General features: G+C 60.3%; 15 protein-coding genes and 1 pseudogene. 13 read left to right on the plus strand and 3 right to left on the minus strand.

All coding sequences use genetic code 11. From position 1 onward, the window contains the following. The first annotated feature begins 5 nt into the window (after positions 1–5). From hutI to E1180_RS16945, 8 genes are all read left to right on the plus strand, one after another. Positions 6–1,211 carry an imidazolonepropionase gene (gene hutI, locus E1180_RS16910; protein ID WP_283404541.1) on the plus strand — a complete coding sequence of 402 codons (1,206 nt, stop codon included), beginning with the start codon at positions 6–8 and terminating at the stop codon, positions 1,209–1,211. Next, positions 1,208–2,764 carry a histidine ammonia-lyase gene (gene hutH, locus E1180_RS16915; RefSeq protein WP_155192843.1) on the plus strand — a complete coding sequence of 519 codons (1,557 nt, stop codon included), beginning with the start codon at positions 1,208–1,210 and terminating at the stop codon, positions 2,762–2,764. Before hutI ends, hutH begins: the two co-directional genes overlap by 4 nt. Beyond that, positions 2,751–3,545, plus strand: a complete 795-nt coding sequence (gene hutG, locus E1180_RS16920; RefSeq protein WP_155192845.1) for an N-formylglutamate deformylase — start codon at positions 2,751–2,753, stop codon at positions 3,543–3,545. Before hutH ends, hutG begins: the two co-directional genes overlap by 14 nt. After that, positions 3,542–3,937, plus strand: coding sequence for a hypothetical protein (locus tag E1180_RS16925; protein WP_155192848.1), 396 nt, complete (start codon positions 3,542–3,544; stop codon positions 3,935–3,937). Before hutG ends, E1180_RS16925 begins: the two co-directional genes overlap by 4 nt. Then, positions 3,930–5,603: a urocanate hydratase gene (gene hutU / locus E1180_RS16930; protein WP_155192850.1), complete on the plus strand. Its 1,674-nt coding sequence runs from the start codon at positions 3,930–3,932 to the stop codon at positions 5,601–5,603. Before E1180_RS16925 ends, hutU begins: the two co-directional genes overlap by 8 nt. Before the next feature lie 52 nt (positions 5,604–5,655). Continuing rightward, positions 5,656–6,753: a TRAP transporter substrate-binding protein gene (locus E1180_RS16935; RefSeq protein WP_155192852.1), complete on the plus strand. Its 1,098-nt coding sequence runs from the start codon at positions 5,656–5,658 to the stop codon at positions 6,751–6,753. Between the two features lie 441 nt (positions 6,754–7,194). Next, the gene (locus E1180_RS16940) at positions 7,195–7,698 is read left to right on the plus strand and encodes a TRAP transporter small permease subunit (protein ID WP_155192854.1); all 504 of its coding nucleotides are present in this window, start codon (positions 7,195–7,197) and stop codon (positions 7,696–7,698) included. After that, on the plus strand, positions 7,695–9,245 hold the full coding sequence (locus E1180_RS16945) for a TRAP transporter large permease (protein ID WP_155192857.1): 1,551 nt from the start codon (positions 7,695–7,697) through the stop codon (positions 9,243–9,245). Before E1180_RS16940 ends, E1180_RS16945 begins: the two co-directional genes overlap by 4 nt. A gap of 63 nt (positions 9,246–9,308) precedes the next feature. On the opposite strand, the gene E1180_RS16950 is transcribed toward E1180_RS16945, so the two are convergent. Both E1180_RS16950 and E1180_RS16955 read right to left on the minus strand, forming a co-directional pair. Then, entirely contained in the window at positions 9,309–10,223 is a 915-nt protein-coding gene (locus E1180_RS16950; protein ID WP_155192860.1) for a response regulator transcription factor, read from the minus strand. Continuing rightward, positions 10,213–13,599, minus strand: a complete 3,387-nt coding sequence (locus tag E1180_RS16955) for a hybrid sensor histidine kinase/response regulator (protein WP_155192862.1) — start codon at positions 13,597–13,599, stop codon at positions 10,213–10,215. The genes E1180_RS16950 and E1180_RS16955 overlap by 11 nt, the downstream gene beginning before the upstream one ends. 280 nt (positions 13,600–13,879) lie before the next feature. Between E1180_RS16955 and urtA the strand changes: the two genes are divergently transcribed. The 5 genes and pseudogenes from urtA (at position 13,880) to urtE (ending at position 19,549) form a co-directional block, all read left to right on the plus strand. After that, positions 13,880–15,166, plus strand: coding sequence for an urea ABC transporter substrate-binding protein (gene urtA / locus E1180_RS16960; protein ID WP_196220633.1), 1,287 nt, complete (start codon positions 13,880–13,882; stop codon positions 15,164–15,166). Between the two features lie 81 nt (positions 15,167–15,247). Further along, positions 15,248–16,867 carry an urea ABC transporter permease subunit UrtB gene (gene urtB / locus E1180_RS16965; RefSeq protein WP_155192864.1) on the plus strand — a complete coding sequence of 540 codons (1,620 nt, stop codon included), beginning with the start codon at positions 15,248–15,250 and terminating at the stop codon, positions 16,865–16,867. Then, positions 16,864–17,926, plus strand: a pseudogene (urtC, locus tag E1180_RS16970) (urea ABC transporter permease subunit UrtC); the annotation flags it as partial. The gene urtB and the pseudogene urtC, both read left to right, overlap by 4 nt. Before the next feature lie 177 nt (positions 17,927–18,103). Then, complete coding sequence (gene urtD / locus E1180_RS16975; RefSeq protein WP_155192866.1) at positions 18,104–18,850, plus strand: urea ABC transporter ATP-binding protein UrtD; 747 nt, start codon at positions 18,104–18,106, stop codon at positions 18,848–18,850. A 3-nt stretch (positions 18,851–18,853) separates the two neighbouring features. After that, entirely contained in the window at positions 18,854–19,549 is a 696-nt protein-coding gene (gene urtE, locus E1180_RS16980) for an urea ABC transporter ATP-binding subunit UrtE (protein WP_155192868.1), read from the plus strand. A gap of 2 nt (positions 19,550–19,551) precedes the next feature. On the opposite strand, the gene E1180_RS16985 is transcribed toward urtE, so the two are convergent. Then, a complete protein-coding gene (locus tag E1180_RS16985) occupies positions 19,552–21,717 on the minus strand; it encodes an EAL domain-containing protein (RefSeq protein WP_155192870.1) in 2,166 nt (721 codons plus the stop codon). Positions 21,718–21,856: the final 139 nt, after the last annotated feature.

Genomic DNA, 21,856 nt, shown 5'->3' on the forward strand with positions numbered 1-21,856 from the left:
GTCCGGTGCCACAAAGGCTTCTGACACATGCCAGACTGGCGACCTTCACCCAGACGGGGACGCCCTATGGCTTGATTGAGGACAGTGTTCTCGCCGTCGACGGCGGCACGATTGCCTATGCCGGACCTGCTGCAGACCTCCCGCAAGCCTTTGCCGGGTTCCCCAAAGAGAATCTCGGGGGACGCCTGGTCACCCCCGGTCTGATCGATTGCCACACCCATGTCGTGTTCGGCGGCGACCGGGCCCGCGAGTTCGAAATGCGGCTCGAAGGCGCCTCCTATGAAGAAGTGGCCCGGGCGGGCGGCGGCATTGTCTCCACCGTCAAGGCAACGCGGCACGCCAGCGAAGACGAGTTGCTTGAAGGCGCGCTCTCCCGCGTGGATGCGCTCATTGCCGAGGGCGTCACAGCGATAGAAATCAAGTCGGGCTACGGCCTCGATCAGAAGACCGAACTGAAAATGCTGCGGGCCGCCCGCAATGTCGGGAGGCTGCGGCCCATCACCGTGCGCACCACCTTCCTTGGCGCGCATGCTGTTCCGGCCGAGTACCAGGACCGCCCGGACGCCTACCTTGACGACATCTGCCTGCCCGCCCTGGACGCGGCCCATGCCGAAGGCCTGGTCGATGCGGTCGATGGTTTTTGCGAAGGCATTGCCTTCTCGCCGGATCAGATCGCCAAAGTGTTCGACAAGGCCAAGGCCCTTGGCCTGCCGGTCAAGCTCCATGCCGAGCAATTGTCGAACCTCGGCGGCACCGCCCTTGCCGCCTCTTATGGCGCGCTATCCGCCGATCACCTGGAATATCTCGATGAGGCGGGCGTTCGGGCCATGGCATACAGCGGCACCATCGCCGTCATCCTGCCCGGCGCCTTCTACACCCTGCGCGAGACCCAGGCACCGCCGATTGACCTAATGCGCCAGCACAAGGTGCAAATGGCGCTTGCGACCGACTGCAATCCCGGCTCCTCCCCGCTCGCCTCCCTTCTGCTCACAATGAACATGGGTTGCACCTTGTTCCGCATGACGCCCGAAGAGGCGCTGGCAGGTGTGACCCGCGAAGCGGCCAGGGCGCTTGGCTTCACCGACCGGGGCATGCTGGAGGCCGGCAAGCGCGCCGATCTTGCCATCTGGAACGTGCAGCATCCGGCCGAGCTCAGCTACCGCATCGGCTTCAATTCTCTTAGTAAACGCATTTTTGGAGGCTCTGAATGAGCGCCCTGACGCTGACACCCGGCTCGGTGACACTGGCCGATCTGGAACGGATTTACCGCGAGGAACGGGCGGTGCGCATCGACCGCGCTGCCCAACCGGCCATCGACCGCGCGGCAGAGCGCGTCGCCGAAGCGGCCCGCGGCTCAGAAGCCGTTTATGGTGTCAACACCGGCTTCGGCAAGCTCGCCAGCGTGAAGATCGCTGCGGACGACACCGCCACCTTGCAGCGCAATCTGATCCTCTCCCATTGCTGCGGCGTCGGTGAGCCGCTCGACCGCACGACCACACGGCTGATGATGGTCCTGAAGCTCCTGTCCCTGGGACGCGGCGCCTCCGGGGTACGCTTCGAGGTCTTGAAGCTGATTGAGGACTGCCTTGAGAAAGGCGTCACCCCTGTCGTGCCTTCGAAAGGGTCCGTCGGCGCTTCCGGCGATCTTGCCCCCCTCGCCCACATGACCGCCGCGCTGATCGGCGAAGGCGAGGCCGAATTCGAGGGCCAGCGCCTGCCCGGGGGTGAGGCGTTGAGCCGTGCGGGCCTGACGCCCGTGGTCCTTGGCCCCAAGGAAGGCCTTGGCCTCATCAACGGCACCCAGTTTTCGACCGCCTGCGCGCTGGTCGGCCTGTTCGACGCCTGGCGGCTGGCCGAGGCGACCCTCGTCACGGCAAGCCTTTCCACAGATGCGATCATGGGCTCGACCGCACCGCTCCTGCCCGAAATCCACGAGCTGCGCGGGCACCGGGGCCAGATCGAAGTCGCCAGCGCCATGCGCGGCATCATGGAGGGGTCCGAGATCCGCGAAAGCCACCGCGAGGGCGACACCCGTGTTCAGGATCCCTACTGCATCCGCTGCCAGCCGCAGGTGGCCGGGGCTTGCGTCGATCTTCTGCGCATGGCCGCGACCACGCTGGAAATCGAGGCGAATGCCGCAACCGACAATCCACTGGTGCTGGTCGAGGCGGACCGGATCGTTTCCGGCGGCAACTTCCACGCCGAACCCGTTGCCTTTGCCGCTGACCAGATTGCCCTTGCAATTGCCGAACTCGGCGCCATCGCTCAGCGCCGCATTGCCCTGATGGTTGACCCGGCCTTGTCGTTCGATCTGCCGCCGTTCCTCGCCAAGGATCCGGGCCTGAACTCCGGCATGATGATCGCCGAAGTCACGACCGCGGCCCTGATGAGCGAGAACAAGCACCTCGCCAATCCATGTTCGACGGACTCAACGCCGACCAGCGCCAATCAGGAGGACCATGTGTCGATGGCCGCCCATGGTGCGCGCCGCCTGATCCGCATGACGGCGAACCTTGCGCATATTCTGGGCGTCGAGCTGCTATGCGCCGTTGAAGGCATCGAACACCGGTCACCGCTCAAGACCAGCCCGCTCCTGCAACTCGTCGCCGCGCGCTTGCGCGACGTGATCCCGCCTCTTGCAAAGGACCGCTACCTGGCCCCGGATCTGGAGACAGCTGCAGATCTGGTGCGCTCGCGCGCGCTCGTCTCGATTGTCTCCGATGACCACATGATCAAGCTGGGAGCCGCCTATGCAGCCCGTTGAGGTCACCTCCGGCGATAGCCCCATCGTTCTGGGCGTGCCCCACGCGGGAACATATGTGCCGCCGGAAATCTGGGCTGACTTGAACGAAACCGGCCACAAGCTGGCAGATACCGACTGGCATGTGGACCGGCTCTATTCCGGCCTTCTACCAGGGGCGACCATGGTGAAGGCCAACTTTCACCGCTATGTCATCGACGCCAACCGGGATCCGGCCGGCGTGAGCCTGTACCCAGGCCAGAACACGACAACGCTGTGCCCGACAACAGATTTTGACGGCCGCCCGATCTATCGGGACGGCCGGGAACCGGACGAAGCCGAGATCGAAGCCCGGCGCTTGGCATGGCATGCGCCCTATCACGCAGCACTCAAGGCCGAGCTGGAGCGGGTGCGCGAAAAACACGGCATCGCGATCCTTTATGACTGCCATTCGATCCGCTCCGTCGTGCCGTACCTTTTCGAAGGCACCCTGCCCGACTTCAACACCGGCACCAATGGCGGCACCACCTGCGCGCCCGAACTCGAGAAAGCCGTTGTCGATGTCACCGCCAAGGCCAGGGGCTACACGTCGATCCTGAACGGCCGCTTCAAGGGTGGCTGGACGACCCGCCACTACGGCCAGCAGCAAACCGGCATCCACGCCATCCAGATGGAACTCGCCCAGTCGACGCATCTTGTGAGCGAAGACACGCCCTTTGCCTATGACGAGGCCAAGGCGGAGCGTTTGCGAGTTCACCTTGGAGCAATCCTTCAAAGCCTGGCAGAACTGGGAGTGAAGAGATGAAGTCAGAAACAGCCGATCCGCTCGCGAGCCTTTCGGCGGAAGAGCTCGACTACTACCGCCAAAATCCGGAGGAGATACACGAACTCCTGAACCGGGAAACCGTTCGCCGGAAAATGATCGGGTGGATACTCCTGGCAGCGGCTGTCTTGGTGACTTTGTCGAAAATCATCCCCTTTTTCTTCGGGGATGTCATCGGCGAGTTTGCGTCCGAAGTCGCGATGGATCTCGTGTTCGAAATGGGTGCAGCACTCATGGGCGCAATTGCGACCCTTTACTTTGTCGAGATCACCCAGGCTCAACAATATGAAGAAAACAAACGCCTCTATCGGGCGCTGAAAGCCCGCCTAGGCGACAAAAATCCTGAACAGCAGGGAGACGATTCTAATGGTTGACCGCCGCCACAATGCCCGCGACGTATTACCGCCGACCGGCACCGACCTCAACACCAAATCCTGGCTGACCGAAGCGCCCTTGCGAATGCTGATGAACAACCTGCATCCGGATGTCGCAGAAAACCCGCACGAGCTGGTTGTCTATGGCGGTATCGGCCGCGCCGCGCGCACCTGGGAAGACTTTGACCGGATCGTTGTTTCGCTGAAGTCCCTGGAAGAAGACGAAACCCTCATGGTGCAATCGGGAAAGCCCGTGGGTGTCTTCAAGACGCACAAGGACGCCCCGCGCGTTCTGATCGCCAACTCCAATCTGGTGCCGAACTGGGCCAACTGGGACCACTTCCACGAACTCGATAAAAAGGGCCTGGCCATGTACGGCCAGATGACCGCGGGCTCGTGGATCTACATTGGTACGCAAGGCATCGTTCAGGGCACTTATGAAACCTTTATGGAAGCTGGCCGCCAGCATTATGAGGGCAACCTGAAGGGCCGCTGGATCCTGACCGGCGGGCTCGGTGGCATGGGCGGCGCCCAGCCGCTGGCCGCTGTCATGGCCGGGGCCTGCTGCCTTGCCGTGGAATGCGACGAAAAAAGCGCCGACTTCCGCCTGCGCACCAAGTATGTCGATGAAAAGACCCATTCGCTCGACGACGCGCTGGAGATGATCGAGCGCTGGACCAAGGCGGGCGAGGCGAAATCCGTTGCCCTGATCGGCAACGCCGCCGATGTCTTTGCAGACCTCGTCAAGCGCGGCGTGAAGCCGGACATCGTCACCGACCAGACCTCGGCCCATGACCCGGTCAACGGCTATCTGCCGCAGGGCTGGACCGTCGCCGAATGGCGCGCCAAGGCCGAAACGGACCCGAAAGCCGTCGAGAAAGCCGCCCGCGCCTCGATGAAGGTCCATGTGCAGGCGATGGTGGATTTCTGGACCGCCGGTGTTCCGACGCTCGATTATGGCAACAACATCCGCCAGGTCGCCCTGGAAGAAGGGTTTGAGAATGCCTTCGCCTTCCCGGGTTTCGTGCCGGCCTATATCCGGCCGCTGTTCTGCCGCGGCATCGGGCCGTTCCGCTGGTGCGCGCTGTCCGGCGACCCGGAGGACATCTACAAGACCGACGCCAAGGTGAAGGAACTCATCCCGGACGATGAACACCTGCACAACTGGCTGGACATGGCCCGCGAGCGGATCTCGTTCCAGGGCCTGCCCGCCCGGATCTGCTGGGTCGGTCTCGGCCAGCGCCACCGGCTCGGCCTTGCCTTCAACGAGATGGTCCGCAGCGGCGAGTTGAAGGCGCCGATCGTGATCGGCCGCGATCACCTGGACAGCGGCTCCGTTGCCTCGCCCAACCGGGAAACGGAAGCCATGCAGGACGGGTCGGACGCCGTGTCCGACTGGCCGCTTTTGAACGCGCTGCTGAATACAGCCTCGGGGGCGACCTGGGTGTCGCTCCACCATGGCGGCGGCGTCGGCATGGGCTTTTCCCAGCATTCGGGGATGGTCATTTGCTGCGATGGCACCGAAGATGCCGACCGGCGGATCGAACGGGTTTTGTGGAATGATCCGGCAACGGGCGTGATGCGTCATGCCGATGCCGGGTACGAGATCGCGCTCAACTGCGCGAAAGAACAAGGGCTTAACCTGCCGGGTATTCTTGGGAGATAACTCACGGCGGGACGGTCCTTTTGCTATCAACCTTGGAAATGAGGGGAAGACGATGAAAAGACGGGATTTCTTGAAGGCGGGCGCCGTGGGTGCTGCCGCCACGGCGGCAACCGGCCTTGCTGCCCCTGCCATCGCGCAGGATGTCATCGAATGGCGCATGGTCACCGCATGGCCGAAGAACCTGCCGGGACCCGGCGTTGCCGCGCAGATGCTGGCCGACCGGATCACCACGCTTTCGGGCGGACGCATTCAGGTCAAGCTCTTTGCCGCCGGTGAGATCGTACCCGGCAACGGCGTGTTCGATGCCGTCGGTCAGGGCACGGCCGAACTTTACCACGCCGTCCCAGCCTACTGGGGCTCCAAGTCCAAGGGCATCCTGCTGTTCGGCTCCCAGCCGTTTGGCCTGACGGCACCGGAGCAGGCCGGCTGGCTGATCCATGGAGGCGGACAGGCGCTTTATGACGAAATGTATGGCCGCTTCAATCTGAAGCCGTTCCTGTGCGGCAATTCCGGTCCGCAGTGGGCCGGCTGGTTCCGCAACGAGATCAACAGCGTGGACGATCTGAAGGGGCTGAAGTTCCGCTCCACGGGCCTGGCCTCTGAAATGTGCGCCAAACTCGGCATGGCGGTTCAGGCCATGAGCGGCCCGGCCATGTTCCAGGCGCTGCAGTCGGGTGCTCTGGATGCGGGCGAGTTCATCGGGCCATGGACCGACAGCGCGCTCGGCTACTACCAGATCGCAAAGAACTACTACTGGCCGGGCGTCGGCGAGCCGTCCTCCGCCGAAGAATGCGCGGTCAATCTGGAAGCGTATGAAGCTCTTCCGGACGATCTGAAGGAAGCGGTCTCCAAGGCCTGTTCCAGCCTCTACAACGATGTCCTGACCGAGTACAACACCAAGCACGCCCAGGCCCTGCAGCAGCTGGTCAACGAGCATGATGTGATGGTGCGCAAGCTGCCGGACGACGTGATCGTTGCCATGGGCAATGCCGCCGGCGAAGTCATTGAGGACCTGAAGGCCGACGATGATGAGCTCGTGCAGCGGATCACCGCAAGCTTCCTGAGCTACCGGGATCTGATGAAGAGCTATATGCCCTATGCCGACAACGGTCAGATGAACGCCCGGGGTCTGGATTACCAGTACAACTGATCGTTCAGTGAACGATCATGATCATCCCGGCTCAAATTCCAGCTGGCCGGGATGACGAGCGACACACCCGGCGCTCGTGCAGCCCCGGCCTTGAGCCGGGGTCAAGTCGGCAAGGGCCCGAATGGCGAGATCAGGGAATGGATGCCGCGGTCGAGCCGGGGCATGACGGAGGAGAATACGGCACACCTTAACCGCCCTCTCCGTCATCCCATGGCTTGACCATGGGATCCAGTCCGTTGTGGTTGTCACTTGGCGCTATCCCCTCTGGGGCATCCAGATTTGTGCCGGGCGGACTCACTGCCGGACGGCACGCCGTAGTCCCTGGATCGTGTTGCTCCACGGCTGGAATGCCGGGCCAGCCCGACAAGACCTTTTGACGCGTTGAGCGGTGAACCGGTTTCCACCTCACCCGGAGACGCAGGAAAACAGGACCTGACCGCGATGGAAAAATGTGCGGCTGCGCTTGAGCGCGTCAACTTCGTCATCGGCAACACGCTGTGCTGGGCGGCGCTTGGCATGCTCCTGCTGCAGTTCGGGGTCGTGTTGCTACGCTATGTGTTCGGGTACAGCTTCATCTTCCTCGATGAAGGCGTTTTGTATTTCCACGCCGCCATCTTCATGCTGGGCGCGGGGTACACCTTTCTCGTCAATGCCCATGTCCGGGTCGACATCTTCTATGCCAACTTCACACAGCGCACACGGGCCTGGATCGACCTGTTCGGCCATCTGTTTCTCCTCACCCCCGCGCTGGTGCTGCTGATCTGGTATTCCTGGCCCACGGTGCGCGGAAGCTGGGCCATTCTGGAAGGGCCGATCTCCGTTGGCGGCATTCCGGCCTCCTTCCTGCTCAAATCTCTCATTCCCGCCTATTGCGTGCTGCTGCTGGTTCAAGGACTGGCGGCACTGCTGCGTGACATCCTGCGCCTGAAAGACACACAAGCATGACCCTTCCCCTTGATCTGATCATGTTCGGTGCGCTGATCGCGTTCATCTTGCTCGGCTATCCGGTTGCTTTCACCATTGCTGGTGTCGCGACCGGGTTTGCGTTGCTCGGCTGGGTGCTTGGTGACTTCAACATCCAGCTCATGGGGGCGATGGGCCAGCGGTTCTTCGGCGTTCTGACCAACCCGGTGCTGACGGCCATTCCGCTGTTCGTCCTGATGGGCGTGATCCTGGAGAAAAGCCGGATCGCGGAAGAGCTTCTGGAAACGATGGGCCGCCTGTTCGGCAAGATGAATGGCGGTCTGGGCGTGTCTGTCGTGCTGGTCGGCGCGCTTCTGGCCGCTTCGACCGGCATTGTCGGGGCAACCGTGGTCGCTATGGGGCTGATCGCCCTGCCGACCATGCTGCGCAACGGCTATGATCCAAAGCTTGCCTCCGGCATGGTCTGCACCGCCGGAACGCTGGGCCAGATCATTCCGCCCTCGACGCTCTTGATCATCCTGGCAGATGTCATGTCCAATGCCTTCCAGCAGGCGCAATATGCGCAGGGCAAGTTTTCGATCGAGACGATTTCCGTCGGCCAGACCTTTGCCGCCGCCATGGTGCCGGGCCTGCTGCTGGTCGCGGTTTACTGCGTCTACATTCTCGGCCGGGCGTGGATCACGCCGAGCGTTGCCCCCGCGATGCGCGAGGATGTCGATGCGCCGACCGGCCTTGAGATCGCAAGCGCGATTGTCCCGCCGATCCTCCTGATCATCGCCGTGCTCGGCTCGATCCTTGGCGGCATTGCCTCCCCCAACGAGGCCGCTTCGGTGGGCGCCATTGGCGCGATCCTGCTGGCCGGGCGGCGGCTGGGGGTGCCGTCGCGATTGATCCTGCTGGCAACCGCCGCTCTGCTGGTTCTGGCCGTTGCCGCAACACTTTTCCCGGTACGCCTGCAGCGCTCGGACGCAGGCCTTGGCAGCTATGGTCTTGCAGCGGTTTATGCCGGGCTGGCGCTCTTTGCGCTGGGTGTGGTTCTGCGGATCCTGATGGCCGCGGTCAAGGACGGGCTCTTGAAAGCCTCCCTGCTCTCCACCCTCACCGTAACCTCGATGATTTTTGCGACCATTTTGATGGCCAGCTTCTTCAGCCTGGTGTTCGTCGGGCTGGGCGGCGAAGACCGGGTGCACGAGATCCTGAAGGAGCTTCCGGGCGGGCCAACCGGCGCGCTGATCTTTGCCATGGCGTTCGTCTTCGTGCTCGGCTTCTTTCTGGACTTTGTCGAAATCTCGGTGATCCTGCTGCCGGTTCTGATCCCGCCGCTGATCCTGATGGGCATTGACCCGATCTGGCTGACGGTTCTGATCGCGATCAACCTGCAAACGTCGTTCCTGACCCCGCCCTTCGGCTTTTCGCTGTTCTACTTGCGCGGCGCGGCGCCAAAGGAAATCACCACTGGCCAGATCTATCGGGGTGTCATTCCCTTCATCTGCCTGCAAATCGTTGCCGTCGGCATCCTCTGGCTGTTTCCGGCAATTGCCACCTGGCTGCCGCGCTGGCTTTACTAGCTGAGCGGCATTGAAGCCTGAGCCGACTAATGAATCGGGCGTTTCTGCCAAAACCACGATACTCTAAAGCGAGAAAATAACCTCAGCGGCCCGCACCGCCGCGGCCGCGCGGTTTTCAACGCCAAGCTTGATGAAAATCTGCTCCAGGTGCTTGTTCACCGTCCGCGGGCTCAGCTGGAGGATTTCGGCGATGTCCTTGTTAGCCTTGCCTTTGGCAATCCAGATCAGCACCTCCGCCTCGCGCTGGGTCAGGCCGAATTGTTCCTGCAGCGCAGCCACCTGGCTTGCCTCATCCTCAGCCGTGACGCGGAAGAGATTTTCATCCGGACCGACGCGGCCAAGCGGGTGAAGCTGCAAGGACAGGTTTTCCGACAGGCCGAGCATGAAGCTCGTCCGGCGCACCTCGGTTTGATCGGCCTTGTCCAGCCAGGTTCCAAGCGCCTTTCCGAGCTGAAACAGGCTTTTGTCAGCTGCTCCCGTGCGCTCCAACAGGCTCTGGATCTGCGGTGTTGCCCATTGGACGGCCCCATCGGACGAAACCGCGACCAGGTGACGGCCGGCCGCATCCAGGGCGACATGAGCGCTTTGCACGGAGCGTGCATTCTTCAGGTGGACCTTGATGCGGGCTTTAAGCTCGTCGATGTTGATGGGCTTGGTCAGAAAATCCACACCGCCGCTGTCGAGGGCTTTGACGATATGTTCGGTTTCCGACAAGCCGGTCATGAAAATCACCGGCACATTCTGCAGCCCCGGGCTGTCCTTGATCTTCCGGCAGGTATCAAAACCATCGAGCCCCGGCATGACCGCATCCATCAAAATGGTGTCCGGCGTGATTTTTTCGCACACAGACAGCGCCCCGGCACCGCTGGTTGCCACCAGAACGGTGACCCCGGTCTGGCGGAGAGCCTCGGTGACAAAGCCGAGGCTTTCCGGGCTGTCATCGACCACAAGGACCGTATCGCGGTGCTTATCCGTCATTGGGGTCCAAGGTGTCCAGCACCTCCTTGTAAGCTGTGAAATCAAACCGGGTGAGATGGTCCTGCAAGGCGTCAACAAGTGGCCGGTTCTCAGGCTCCCCGCTCAACTCCGCCAGTTTGGCCTCAATGCCTTCCACGTAGCCGATCTCTGCAAGGCTGATCAGGTCTGCCACATGGCTGGCACCGGGGGACCGCAGTTTTGGTGCGGGCGCTTTTTGCATCGGCATTTGCGAGGTTTTTGTCCATTCCAGTCCGATGTGTTTTTGAACGATGTCCAGAAGCTGGCGAATATCGAACGGCTTTGCCAGGGCCGCACTGTGATCTGAAGGCCCCTCAGGGCGCAAGGACTCATCGCCGATATTCGCCGACAGCATCACCAGTGGCGCCGTTTCTCCAGTTTCCCGCAACTGCCTCGCAAGCTGCCAGCCATTCATGTCCGGCATTAAAATATCGATCAGATACAGATCCGGATGCACCGGCTTCAAGCTGGTCAAGCACTCTTGCCCCCCTTCGGCCTCCAGAACGGCAAAGCCAAGAGGGCTGAGGATATCCCGCACCAGTGCCCTGTGATCGGGATTATCGTCAACGACCGCGATTGTCCGTCTGGGGCCTTCATAACCGCGGATGACAGCTTCGCTGTGAACACGGTCGGGAACGCGGTCCACGGCCGCCAGCATCAGCCGGACCTCAAACCTGGCGCCTGCTTCAGGCTCGCTTGACAAGGCGATAGCCCCGCCGAGCGTCTCTGTCAGGAGTTTCGTGATGGTCAGCCCAAGTCCAAGACCGGGAGCCTGTGTCTTGTCCGCGGCGCTTGTGCGGCCAAATGGCTCGAACACTTTGGATTGTTCGCAGATCGGAATGCCCGGGCCCGTGTCTTCAATGATAAAGGATGCGACCTGGGACCGGTAGGTCACGCGCAAGGACACATACCCTTTTTCGGTGAACTTGATTGCATTGGACAGCAGGTTGACCAGGATCTGGCGCAGACGCTTTTCATCGGTACGGACGACTGGCGGCAGGTTGGCAGCGCGCTTGAACCGGAACCCCAGCCCTTTCGATGCGGCCTGCATCCGGAACATGTCCACGATCTGGTCCAGGAAATCGTGGCAATTGATCTCGTTGCTATCGACCTGGACACGGCCGGCCTCAATGCGGGAAATGTCAAGAAGACCGTCAATCAGTCCGGACAAGTGTTCGGCACTGCGCCGGATTGTGGCGACCGCAGGACGCCGGGCATCCGGCAGGCTTTCATCGCGCTCCAGAACCTGTGCATAGCCCATGACTGCATTCAAAGGCGTCCGCAATTCGTGGCTGAGGCCGACCACATAGCGGCTCTTGGCCAGATTGGCCGCCTCCGCATCTTCCTTTGCTTTTTGCAGCGCCGCATCCGTGACGCCATGAGCGTCAATTTCTTGCTGCAGCAACGCGTTCTGCCGCGCGGATTCCTCTTCCGCCACAAGACGTGTGTCATGTGCGAGCACCAGAAACCAGGATGCGATGCCGGCCACAATCGCAAAGACGAAAAAGATCAGGGCAACCGTCTGGGCAATGATGCCGGTCGGGTCGCCTAGCCGGGCAGCGGCCTGGGCATAGATGATCCACAGCACCGCACCGATCCCGGCATTCGCCAGAATGACGGTCAGCGCATACCGGCCCAAACGGGACCTGAACACAGCCAAAACCGGTTCCGGCAGCAACCGGCTCGCGACCGCGCCCACTTGATAGGAAAGCCTTGCCTTCGGTTTACAGCTGTCATGGCAGCGGGCATCAAGCGAGCAGCATAAAGAGCAGATCGGGGCCTGATAGGCTGGACAATAGGCCATGTCCTCCGGCTCAAACGGATTTTCGCAGATCGAACAGGCGATTTCCGAACGGGATTGCCAGCTTTGGCGTGGTTTGCGCGCAAGATAGAATTTGCCCTTGGTGGCAGCCGCAATCAGGGGAGCGGCCACAAAGGCCACGCCTGCGGCCAGAAAAGTCGCCAGAGCGGCCAGTGTTTCCCCAAACCAGCCGAAATGCGCCACAAGCGCCAGGATGGCCGAAAGCAGCATGGCCCCGGTGCCGACCGGATTGATGTCATAAAGATGCGCCCGTTTGAATTCGATGCCCGGAGGCGACAGACCCAGCGGCTTGTTCAGGAAGAGATCAGCTGAAATGGCGGATAGCCAAGCCATCGCAATGATCGAAAAGACACCCAGCGTTTCCTCCAGAAGCTGGTAAACACCAAGTTCCATCAGCAGCAGCGCTATGCCGACATTGAACACAAGCCACACAACGCGCCCCGGGTGCGAGTGGGTGAGACGCGAGAAGAAATTCGACCAGGCGAGTGACCCGGCATAGGCGTTCATTACGTTGATCTTCAGCTGTGCCACGACTACGAAAGCTGCCATCAGAAGAAGGACGGCGGTCTCGTTCGGGATCATGTAGCCGAAGGCTACTGCGTACATGCGGGCAGGCTCGTCGGCATGCTCGACAGGGACACCGTGTGACAACACAAGAACCGCCAGAAACGAGCCCGCGATCATTTTGGGCGCACCGAGCACGACCCAGCCGGGCCCGGCCAGGAAAAGTGCCAGCCGGTGCCGCCGCCGGTTGTAGTCTTCAGCTGGCAGGAACCTTAGAAAATCCACCTGCTCGCCGATCTGTGCCATGAGGGCCAGGATGACGGCGGAGGCTGCACCGAAACTGATCAGGTTGATGCTGGCCCAGCCGCTGGGGCCATCGCGCTCCAGCCCGGTGGACGGATCGATTCCCGAAAAACTGAGCCACGTCCCAAGGGCCTGCCAGTCGGTGAAGGCAATGAAGATGAATGGCAAAATGTTGAGGATGATCCAAAAGGGCTGTGTAGCAAGCTGGAACCGGCTGATCCACGTGATGCCGTGCGTCACTAGCGGAATGACGGCAACCGCGCTGATGATGTAACCCATCCAGAGCGGAACCCCGAAGGCAAATTCCAGGGCGCTCGACATGATCGAGGCTTCAATTGCAAAGAGAATGAAGGTGAAGCTCGCATAGATCAGCGATGTGATCGTAGAGCCGATATAGCCGAACCCAGCCCCTCGGGTCAGGAGGTCAATGTCGACACCATGGCGCATGGCATACCGGCTGATCGGAAGTCCTACCAGCAACAGGACAAGACTTCCGGCGAGGATTGCGACGAAGGCATTTGCCGTGCCATGAGACAGCGTGATCGCGCCCCCGATGGCTTCCAGAGCAAGAAACGAAATTGCGCCAATAGCGGTCTGCGAAATGGCTCTGGAGGAAAATCGGCGAGCCTTTTTCGCCGTAAAACGCAAGGCGTAGTCTTCAAGCGTCTGGTTGTTGACCCACTTGTTGTACTGGCGCCGGACCGGCAATATCCGTTGGCGGGCGGTCATTCCGGAAAATCCGCCTGATAATTGGTCAGGTGCTGCATTTTAAGGCAGCCAAGCGCCATCATTCCGGTCCCACCCCCCGTTTTATTGTGCCAGCCCGAGTGCTCAGCACATTTCGTGCCGGTTCATTCTGTTAGGCCAGAGAGCCATCTGCGGCGCTTACGTCAATTGACGTATGTTGCAGCGCGGCAAGCCCGGTCACGATTTCCCCCGATGGCGGCAAACCTTCCAGCCGCCGCGCACCGGTATGGGACCCGGTGCCTTGTTCAAGAGGGGACTACCGATGAAATCCATGATGACAAAACTGGCTCTGGCCGGCCTGATGACCTCCACCATGATCGGCGGGGCTGCAGCAGACGACGACACTATCAAGGTCGGCATCCTGCACTCGCTGTCAGGCACGATGGCCATCTCCGAGACCACGCTCAAAGACGCCATGCTGATGCTCATCGAAGAGCAGAACAAGAAGGGCGGGCTTCTGGGCAAGCAGCTTGAGGCCGTTGTTGTCGATCCGGCTTCAGACTGGCCGCTATTCGCCGAAAAGGCCCGCGAACTGATCGAAGTCAACGGTGTCGATGCCGTCTTTGGCTGCTGGACATCCGTGTCGCGGAAATCCGTTCTGCCAGTGTTCGAAGAGCTGAATTCTCTGCTGTTCTATCCGGTTCAGTATGAGGGTGAGGAATCCCAACGGAACGTTTTCTACACCGGTGCGGCTCCGAACCAGCAGGCCATTCCGGCGGTTGACTACCTCATGAACGAGGAAGGCGTGGAACGCTGGGTGCTGGCCGGAACGGACTATGTCTATCCGCGCACAACCAACAAGATCCTGGAAGCCTATCTGAAGGCAAAAGGTGTTGCTGAAGAAGACATCATGATCAACTACACGCCGTTCGGTCATTCCGACTGGCAAACGATCGTCTCCGACATCAAGACCTTCGGCTCTGCAGGCAAGAAAACCGCAGTTGTATCCACGATCAACGGCGATGCGAACGTTCCCTTCTACAAGGAACTCGCCAATGCCGGCATCAAGGCCGAAGACATCCCGGTTGTTGCTTTCTCCGTGGGTGAGGAAGAGCTGGCAGGTCTCGACACCGAGCCGCTTGTCGGACACCTGGCCGCCTGGAACTACTTCCAGTCCGCCGACACGGACATCAATGCCGATTTCATCGACGCCTGGCATGCCTTCATCGGTGACGAAGAGCGCGTGACCAACGATCCGATGGAAGCGCATTTCATCGGCTTCAACATGTGGGTCGAAGCGGTTGAGAAAGCCGGCACCACAGATGCGGATGCCGTGATCGACGCAATCGTGGGCGTGACCGTACCGAACCTGACCGGCGGTTACTCGGCCATGATGCCGAACCACCACATCACCAAGCCTGTGCTGATCGGTGAAATCCAGGATGATGGCCAATTCGAAACCGTTTGGGAAACCTCCGGGACCGTGGTTGGCGATGCATGGTCTGACTATCTCGACGGATCCAAGGACCTGATCTCCGATTGGCGCGCACCAATGTCCTGCGGCAACTTCAATGTGAAGACAGGCAAGTGCGGCGGGTCCGGTTCCTGATACCGGACTGACGCCACAGTCGGGGCGGGCTTGATGGGGGCCCGCCCCGTTCTTCTCCCTTCAATGAGATCCGGTGGACCGATGTCCCTGCTGAAACCACTGCTTATTCTTTTCAGTCTATTGCTTGTGGGGGTCTTACCGGCCGCTGCGCAGTCAGATCCGGAAGCCTTGCGGCCTCTGATCAACAATTTGGCGGACGGCAACTACGATGAAACCCAACGCCAGATCGAGGAAATTGCCGCCACCGGCAATGCCGCAGCCGCGCCAGCCCTCGAAGCCCTCGGCGAAGGCGATCTCTATTTCCGCAAAAGCGACGGCATGGTCTTCATCGCAGTGCGTGAGGGCAAGATCTATCAGCTGACCGATCCATTGACCTTGGAGGCGGCAGGCGAGGCTGGCCGCCGTGATGTCAAAAAAATCCGGGTCAACAACCGCTTGCGCCGGGTTATACGCTCCGCACTTGGATCGTTGACGCTCATGGCACCCGACCCGGGCGTCCGGATGGCGGCCGCCGAAGCGATTTTCACGGCCCGGGACCCGGACGGCATCGAAGCACTTGATATCGCCCTTGACGCAGAAACCGATGACAATGTGCGCCGGGTCATGCAGCAGGCACGCGCTGCTGCCGTTCTGAATTCCGATCTCGGTCCTGAAGAAAAGATCACCGCGGTCGGCACACTTTCTGACATGGGCAACCGGCAAGCCCTGTCGCTCCTCCTGAGCGTGCAATCGACCCTTGATCCGGATGTTCAAGCCGCGGCGGCGGACGCGATTTCCAAAATCGAACAGTCGATTGCGGCCTGGGACGCCGCTCAAAACATCTGGTTTGGCATTTCGCTCGGCTCGGTGCTGCTGCTGGCCGCCATTGGCCTTGCGATCACCTTCGGTGTGATGGGTGTCATCAACATGGCCCATGGCGAAATGGTCATGATCGGCGCCTACGTGACCTTTGTTGTTCAGGAGATCATCCGCACCTCGGCACCGGGGTTGTTCGAAGTCTCGCTGTTCATTGCCCTTCCCCTCGCCTTTCTAACCTCCGGTCTCATCGGTGTCGCAATCGAGCGTGGTGTCATTCGCTGGCTCTATGGCCGCCCCCTTGAAACGTTGCTGGCGACCTGGGGCATTTCCCTCATTCTGCAGCAGGCGGTGCGCACGATTTTCGGACCGACCAACCAGGAGGTTGGAAATCCGGACTGGATGTCCGGTGCGTTCGAACTGGGCCAGATGACGATCACCTATAACCGGATGTGGATCGTGGTGTTCGCCCTCCTCGTTTTCGCCGGGCTGATGCTTGTGCTGAAGAAGACGCCATTCGGTCTTTACACCCGCGCGGTAACCCAAAACCGCCGGATGGCCGCCTCCATGGGCATTCGCACTCCTTGGATTGACGCGCTCACGTTCGGCCTCGGCTCGGGCATTGCCGGGATCGCAGGCGTTGCCCTCTCGCAGATCGACAATGTCTCGCCCAATCTCGGCCAGAGCTACATTATCGACAGCTTCATGGTGGTCGTCTTCGGCGGCGTTGGAAATCTTTGGGGAACACTGGTCGGTGCCATGACGCTTGGCGTGGTCAACAAGTTCCTGGAGCCCTATGCCGGGGCAGTCCTGGGCAAGATCTTCGTGCTGGTCTTCATCATCCTCTTTATCCAGAAGCGTCCGAGGGGTCTGTTCGCCCTCAAGGGCCGGGCGGTGGAGGCATGATGAGCTCCTTCTTGTTCCGTGCCCTCGACGCACGTGCCGGGATCTTTGTGGCTTTGATGGCACTCGTCATTGTTCTGGTGCCTGCCGGCAATCTGCTGGTTCCAGAGAGTTCCCCGTTTCATGTGCCGACTTACGCCGTCACGCTCATGGGCAAGTATCTGACCTATGCCCTGCTCGCGCTTGCGGTTGATCTGGTCTGGGGCTATTGCGGCATTCTCTCGCTCGGGCACGCCGCTTTCTTTGCACTCGGCGGCTATGCCATGGGCATGTATCTGATGCGACAGATCGGAACGCGCGGCGTCTATGGCGACCCGATCCTGCCCGATTTCATGGTCTTCCTGAACTGGCAGGAACTGCCATGGTATTGGTACGGCTTCGACATGTTCTGGTTTGCAGCGCTCATGGTGCTGCTGGTGCCGGGCCTGCTTGCCTTCATATTCGGCTGGTTTGCCTTCCGCTCCCGCGTTACCGGCGTCTACTTGTCGATCATCACGCAGGCGCTGACATACGCATTGCTGCTGGCCTTCTTCCGAAATGACATGGGGTTCGGCGGCAATAACGGCCTGACCGACTTCAAGGATATCCTCGGCTTTGACATTCAAGCCGACACGACCCGCGCCGGCCTGTTTGCAGCCTCAGGCCTGGCGCTGGTCCTGTGTTTCCTCATCTGCCGGTCCATTACACGCTCCAAGCTTGGAAAAGTGCTTGTGGCTGTCCGGGATGCGGAAAGCCGCACGCGTTTCCTTGGGTACCGGGTCGAGCACTACAAGCTGTTTGTCTGGACACTGTCGGCGATGATGGCCGGAATTGCAGGCGCACTTTACGTACCGCAGGTCGGTATCATCAATCCGGGCGAATTCGCACCAGCCAACTCTATTGAAGTGGTCATTTGGGTGGCGGTCGGCGGCCGTGGAACCCTAGTCGGCGCTGTGCTCGGGGCGGTCCTTGTCAACTTCGCAAAGACCTGGTTCACGGCAGCCCTTCCCGAATTCTGGCTGTTCGCGCTTGGGGGGCCTGTTCGTCTTCGTCACACTCTTCCTGCCCAAGGGCATTCTGGGCCTTATCGGGAACGGCCGATTGATGTTTGGCAGCAAATCGGCCTCAGGCCCGGATGATGGTCCGGATCAATCATCCGAGCAGGTGGCTGCCAAGAGGCCGCCTGACGGTGGCACACGGCCGCCCAAATCCAATCAGGCACCCGCCGGTGCGGATCCTCAACCTGCGGAGTAGGCTCATATGGCACGTGCAACTAGCCAGCTTTATCTGGATGGCGTCTCGGTCTCCTTTGATGGGTTCAAGGCGCTGAACGAATTGTCTCTCACAATCGATCCGGGCGAAATGCGGGCCATTATCGGGCCTAACGGGGCCGGCAAGACAACAATGATGGACGTTATAACCGGCAAGACCCGCCCCGACACAGGGGAAGTCTTCTTCAATGGCACCATCGACCTGACCGGCGAGGACGAGGCTGCGATTGCAGAACTTGGAATTGGCCGGAAGTTTCAAAAGCCGACCGTGTTTGAAAGCCATACGGTTTGGGACAACCTGGAACTTGCCCTGAAGGCCCCACGCGGCCCGTTCGCGACCTTGTTTCATTCCATCACGGACGCGGAAGCAGCCCGCATCGGCGCGCTGCTCGAGACGATCCGTTTGAGCTCAAAGCGTGACGAATTGGCGGCGAACCTGTCCCATGGCCAAAAGCAATGGCTGGAAATCGGAATGCTGCTCGCCCAGGACCCGAAGCTGCTCCTTGTCGATGAACCAGCCGCTGGCATGACCGACGCGGAGACAGCTGAAACGGCTGAGCTTCTGAAAGAGATTGCAATGGATCACTGCGTCGTCGTGGTCGAACACGACATGGATTTTGTCCGCGCGCTCGGGGTCAAGGTCACGGTGCTTCACGAAGGCTCTGTGCTGGCGGAAGGCTCGCTTGACCACGTTTCCGCGGATGAACGGGTCGTCGAAGTCTATTTGGGACGGTGAGACATGCTCAAAGTTGAAAACATCGATCTGCATTATGGCGCGGCACAGGCTCTGAAAAGCGTCTCGCTGACGGCTGACATCGGCCGTGTGACGTGCCTTCTCGGGCGCAACGGTGTCGGGAAAACGTCGACCTTGCGCGCCGTTGCCGGACAGCAGCCGATCAGTTCCGGACAGATTATCTGGAACGGCGAGGACATTTCCGCACTGCCCGCGCATGCGCGAGCCCGCAAGGGCATCGCGGTCGTTCCGCAGGGGCGCGAAGTCTTTCCGCTGCTGACGGTTAAGGAGAACCTGGAAACCGGCTATGCCCCGATCAAACGCAAGGACCGTTTTGTCCCGGATACGATTTTCGAGCTCTTTCCGGTTCTGAAAGACATGCTCAGCCGGCGCGGCGGAGACTTGTCCGGCGGCCAGCAGCAACAGCTCGCCATTGCCCGGGCTCTCGTGACGCGGCCCCAGCTTCTTGTGCTCGATGAGCCGACAGAGGGCATACAGCCCTCCATCATCAAGGATATCGGACGCGCCATCTCTTGGCTCCGCGACCAGGGAACCATGGCGATTGTCCTCGTGGAGCAGTATTTCGAATTTGCACGGGACTTGGCTGATGACTACGCGGTGATGGACCGCGGAGAAGTCGTTCTGGCCGGAACTGGCAAGGACATGGCTGAAAATGAAGTCCGCCGTTATCTCACGGTCTGAGGCTAAGCAGCGCGGTCCGCTTTTTCCTGTATCGACCGGATGTACTGAAGGCAGGTGTCCGCCCCGCCCGGGCGGCAGAAATAGTACCCCTGGAACCTGGAACATCCGAGCCGCTTCAGTCTCGCCAGCTGCTCTTCTGACTCCACTCCTTCCACAATCGTTTCAAAATCTAGGCTTCTGCTGAGATCCAGTATTGATTGTATAATATGTTCACTCACACCGCTCTCATTTGAGAGGCTCAAAGACCGGTCGATCTTCACTTCGTCCACCGGCAAGGCCTTGAGATAGCGCAGCGATGTGTGGCCCATGCCGAAATCATCAAGTGATATGCGGACGCCGTGTTCGCGCAACCGCTCAAGCGTGCTGATCGCGGTGTCATCAGGTATCAGGATTGTGGATTCAGTGATTTCGAGTTTCAGGCAATGGGTCGGCAGGAACGTCTCATCGAGGCAGGCAAAGACATCCTTATCAAGACTTCCGCTGAGGATCTGCGCCGGGGCGACATTGACCGAGACAAAGAAGAACTCATCGACATCGCCGCGCCAGATCTTTCTTTGCGCGCAGGCCATCTGCAAAACGCGGAGCCCAAGCTGGCTCATGATCCCGAGTTCTTCCGCGAGCCGGACCGTGACCGGTGGCGGGACGCGGCCATAGACCGGATGCTCCCATCGCAACAGGGCCTCCGCGCCGACCACCCTAGTGGATTGCAGGCAGATCTGAGGCTGATACTCGAGAAACAGCTGATCTTGTTGCTTTAATGCATATTCAAGATCACCAGCCAAGCTCAAGGCCAAGCGGCCCTGATCCCCTGAGCGTGACAGGAGGCGCCGGGGCCCAGTCCCTTCATCCTGCGTGCTGCCCACAAGCAATGCCTGCATCGCGCCTTGCGCTTTCAGAGCCGATACGCGTTCCGACAAACGCACGAAGGGGGTGTACACCAGAATGCTGATTGCTAGGCAAACCGCCTGCACAATCGCCCCATTCACCGAGCCGGTCACAGCATATCCGTTGATGACAGCGGGTGTTGTCCAAGCGACCTGGTAACTCGTCAGCGGCATGAGATCCCATGACATCGCGGCGTACATGACGAGCGTATTGATGATCGGCACCAGCAAAAACGGGATTGCAAAAATGGGGTTGAGCACGATTGGCAGGCCATAGAGCAAAGGCTCGTTCACATTGCAGAGCGCCGGGAATGCCGCCAGGATCGCAAAATTCCGGCTGCTCGGTAGTTTGCTGAAGAGCAGCATTGCCGCGACCAGACCCAATGTGGCTCCGGATCCCCCCATGTGCTGAAGATCAAAGAATTGGGATGTGAAGATGTGGACTGGTTCGCCGCCCTCAAGAACCGCAAGATTGTTTGCAATGCTCGCCGGGACCAATTGCACGTCGTGAACGGCTTGCAGAACATTCGGCCCGTGAATCCCGAAAAGCCAGAAAACCTGTGAAAGGGCCATATAAAGCAGCCCGAATCCGAGTGTATCCTCGCCCGAAGTCAGGGACCGCGCGAGCCCGCTATTGAACTCCGCGATGATGTCTGTGGATCCGGCCTGCAACAAGACCGCCTTCAGCAGGCCGAAGACCAGGATCGTCACGACAGCCGCAGGCATGACGAAGAAAATATCCCCGATCATCACTTCATGACCGACCGCCTTTGACCGCAATCTGAACAGCGGCAACTGTGCGAGTTTCAGGAAAAGCCATGTTGCCGAAACGGCGACAAGAAGCGCAACCGGCAGGCCAAAGCTCAGGGAAATTGCTGCGATCAGGGTCGGCTGGTCCGTTGGCGCCACAAGCACGAAGAAGCAAGTCACCGCGACCATGATGGACAGGACCGGACTGGCGATCGGCATGCGCTCGCGGGCGTTCCGCAAGGTGGTGTAGACATAGGCATACCCTGAAAGGGCAAGCAGCGCGGCGATACCAAATGTCGAGGCGATGAGGATTTGGAGCGTTGCCTCCAATCCGGGACCGAATAGACCGGTCATCCACTCTTTCACCCTTGGAAAGGGCGGATGCAAGACCAACAGCGCAAGCGCCCCCACCATGATGAGCGGCAGTGTCGCGGCCAACCCGCGCTGCAAGGCGGCGAGCACAGGCTGACGGGCCAGGAAGTTCGCCATTTCACTGATCTGAACGGTGTATTTTTCCGCCCAATGTAGCTGCATAACGCGCCGCTGCCCCGCCAATAACCCCGGTAATCAATTCAGTCTGCCCAATTTGCCTCGAAATTTAATTACGCAGCGTTAATTTTTACAATCCGGCTGTTCGCATTGCGCTGAACCCATCTACGGGCGCCGGCCCAAT

Origin of the sequence: Roseibium denhamense (assembly GCF_009711415.1) — a bacterium.
In the GTDB taxonomy this organism is placed as follows: domain Bacteria; phylum Pseudomonadota; class Alphaproteobacteria; order Rhizobiales; family Stappiaceae; genus Roseibium; species Roseibium denhamense.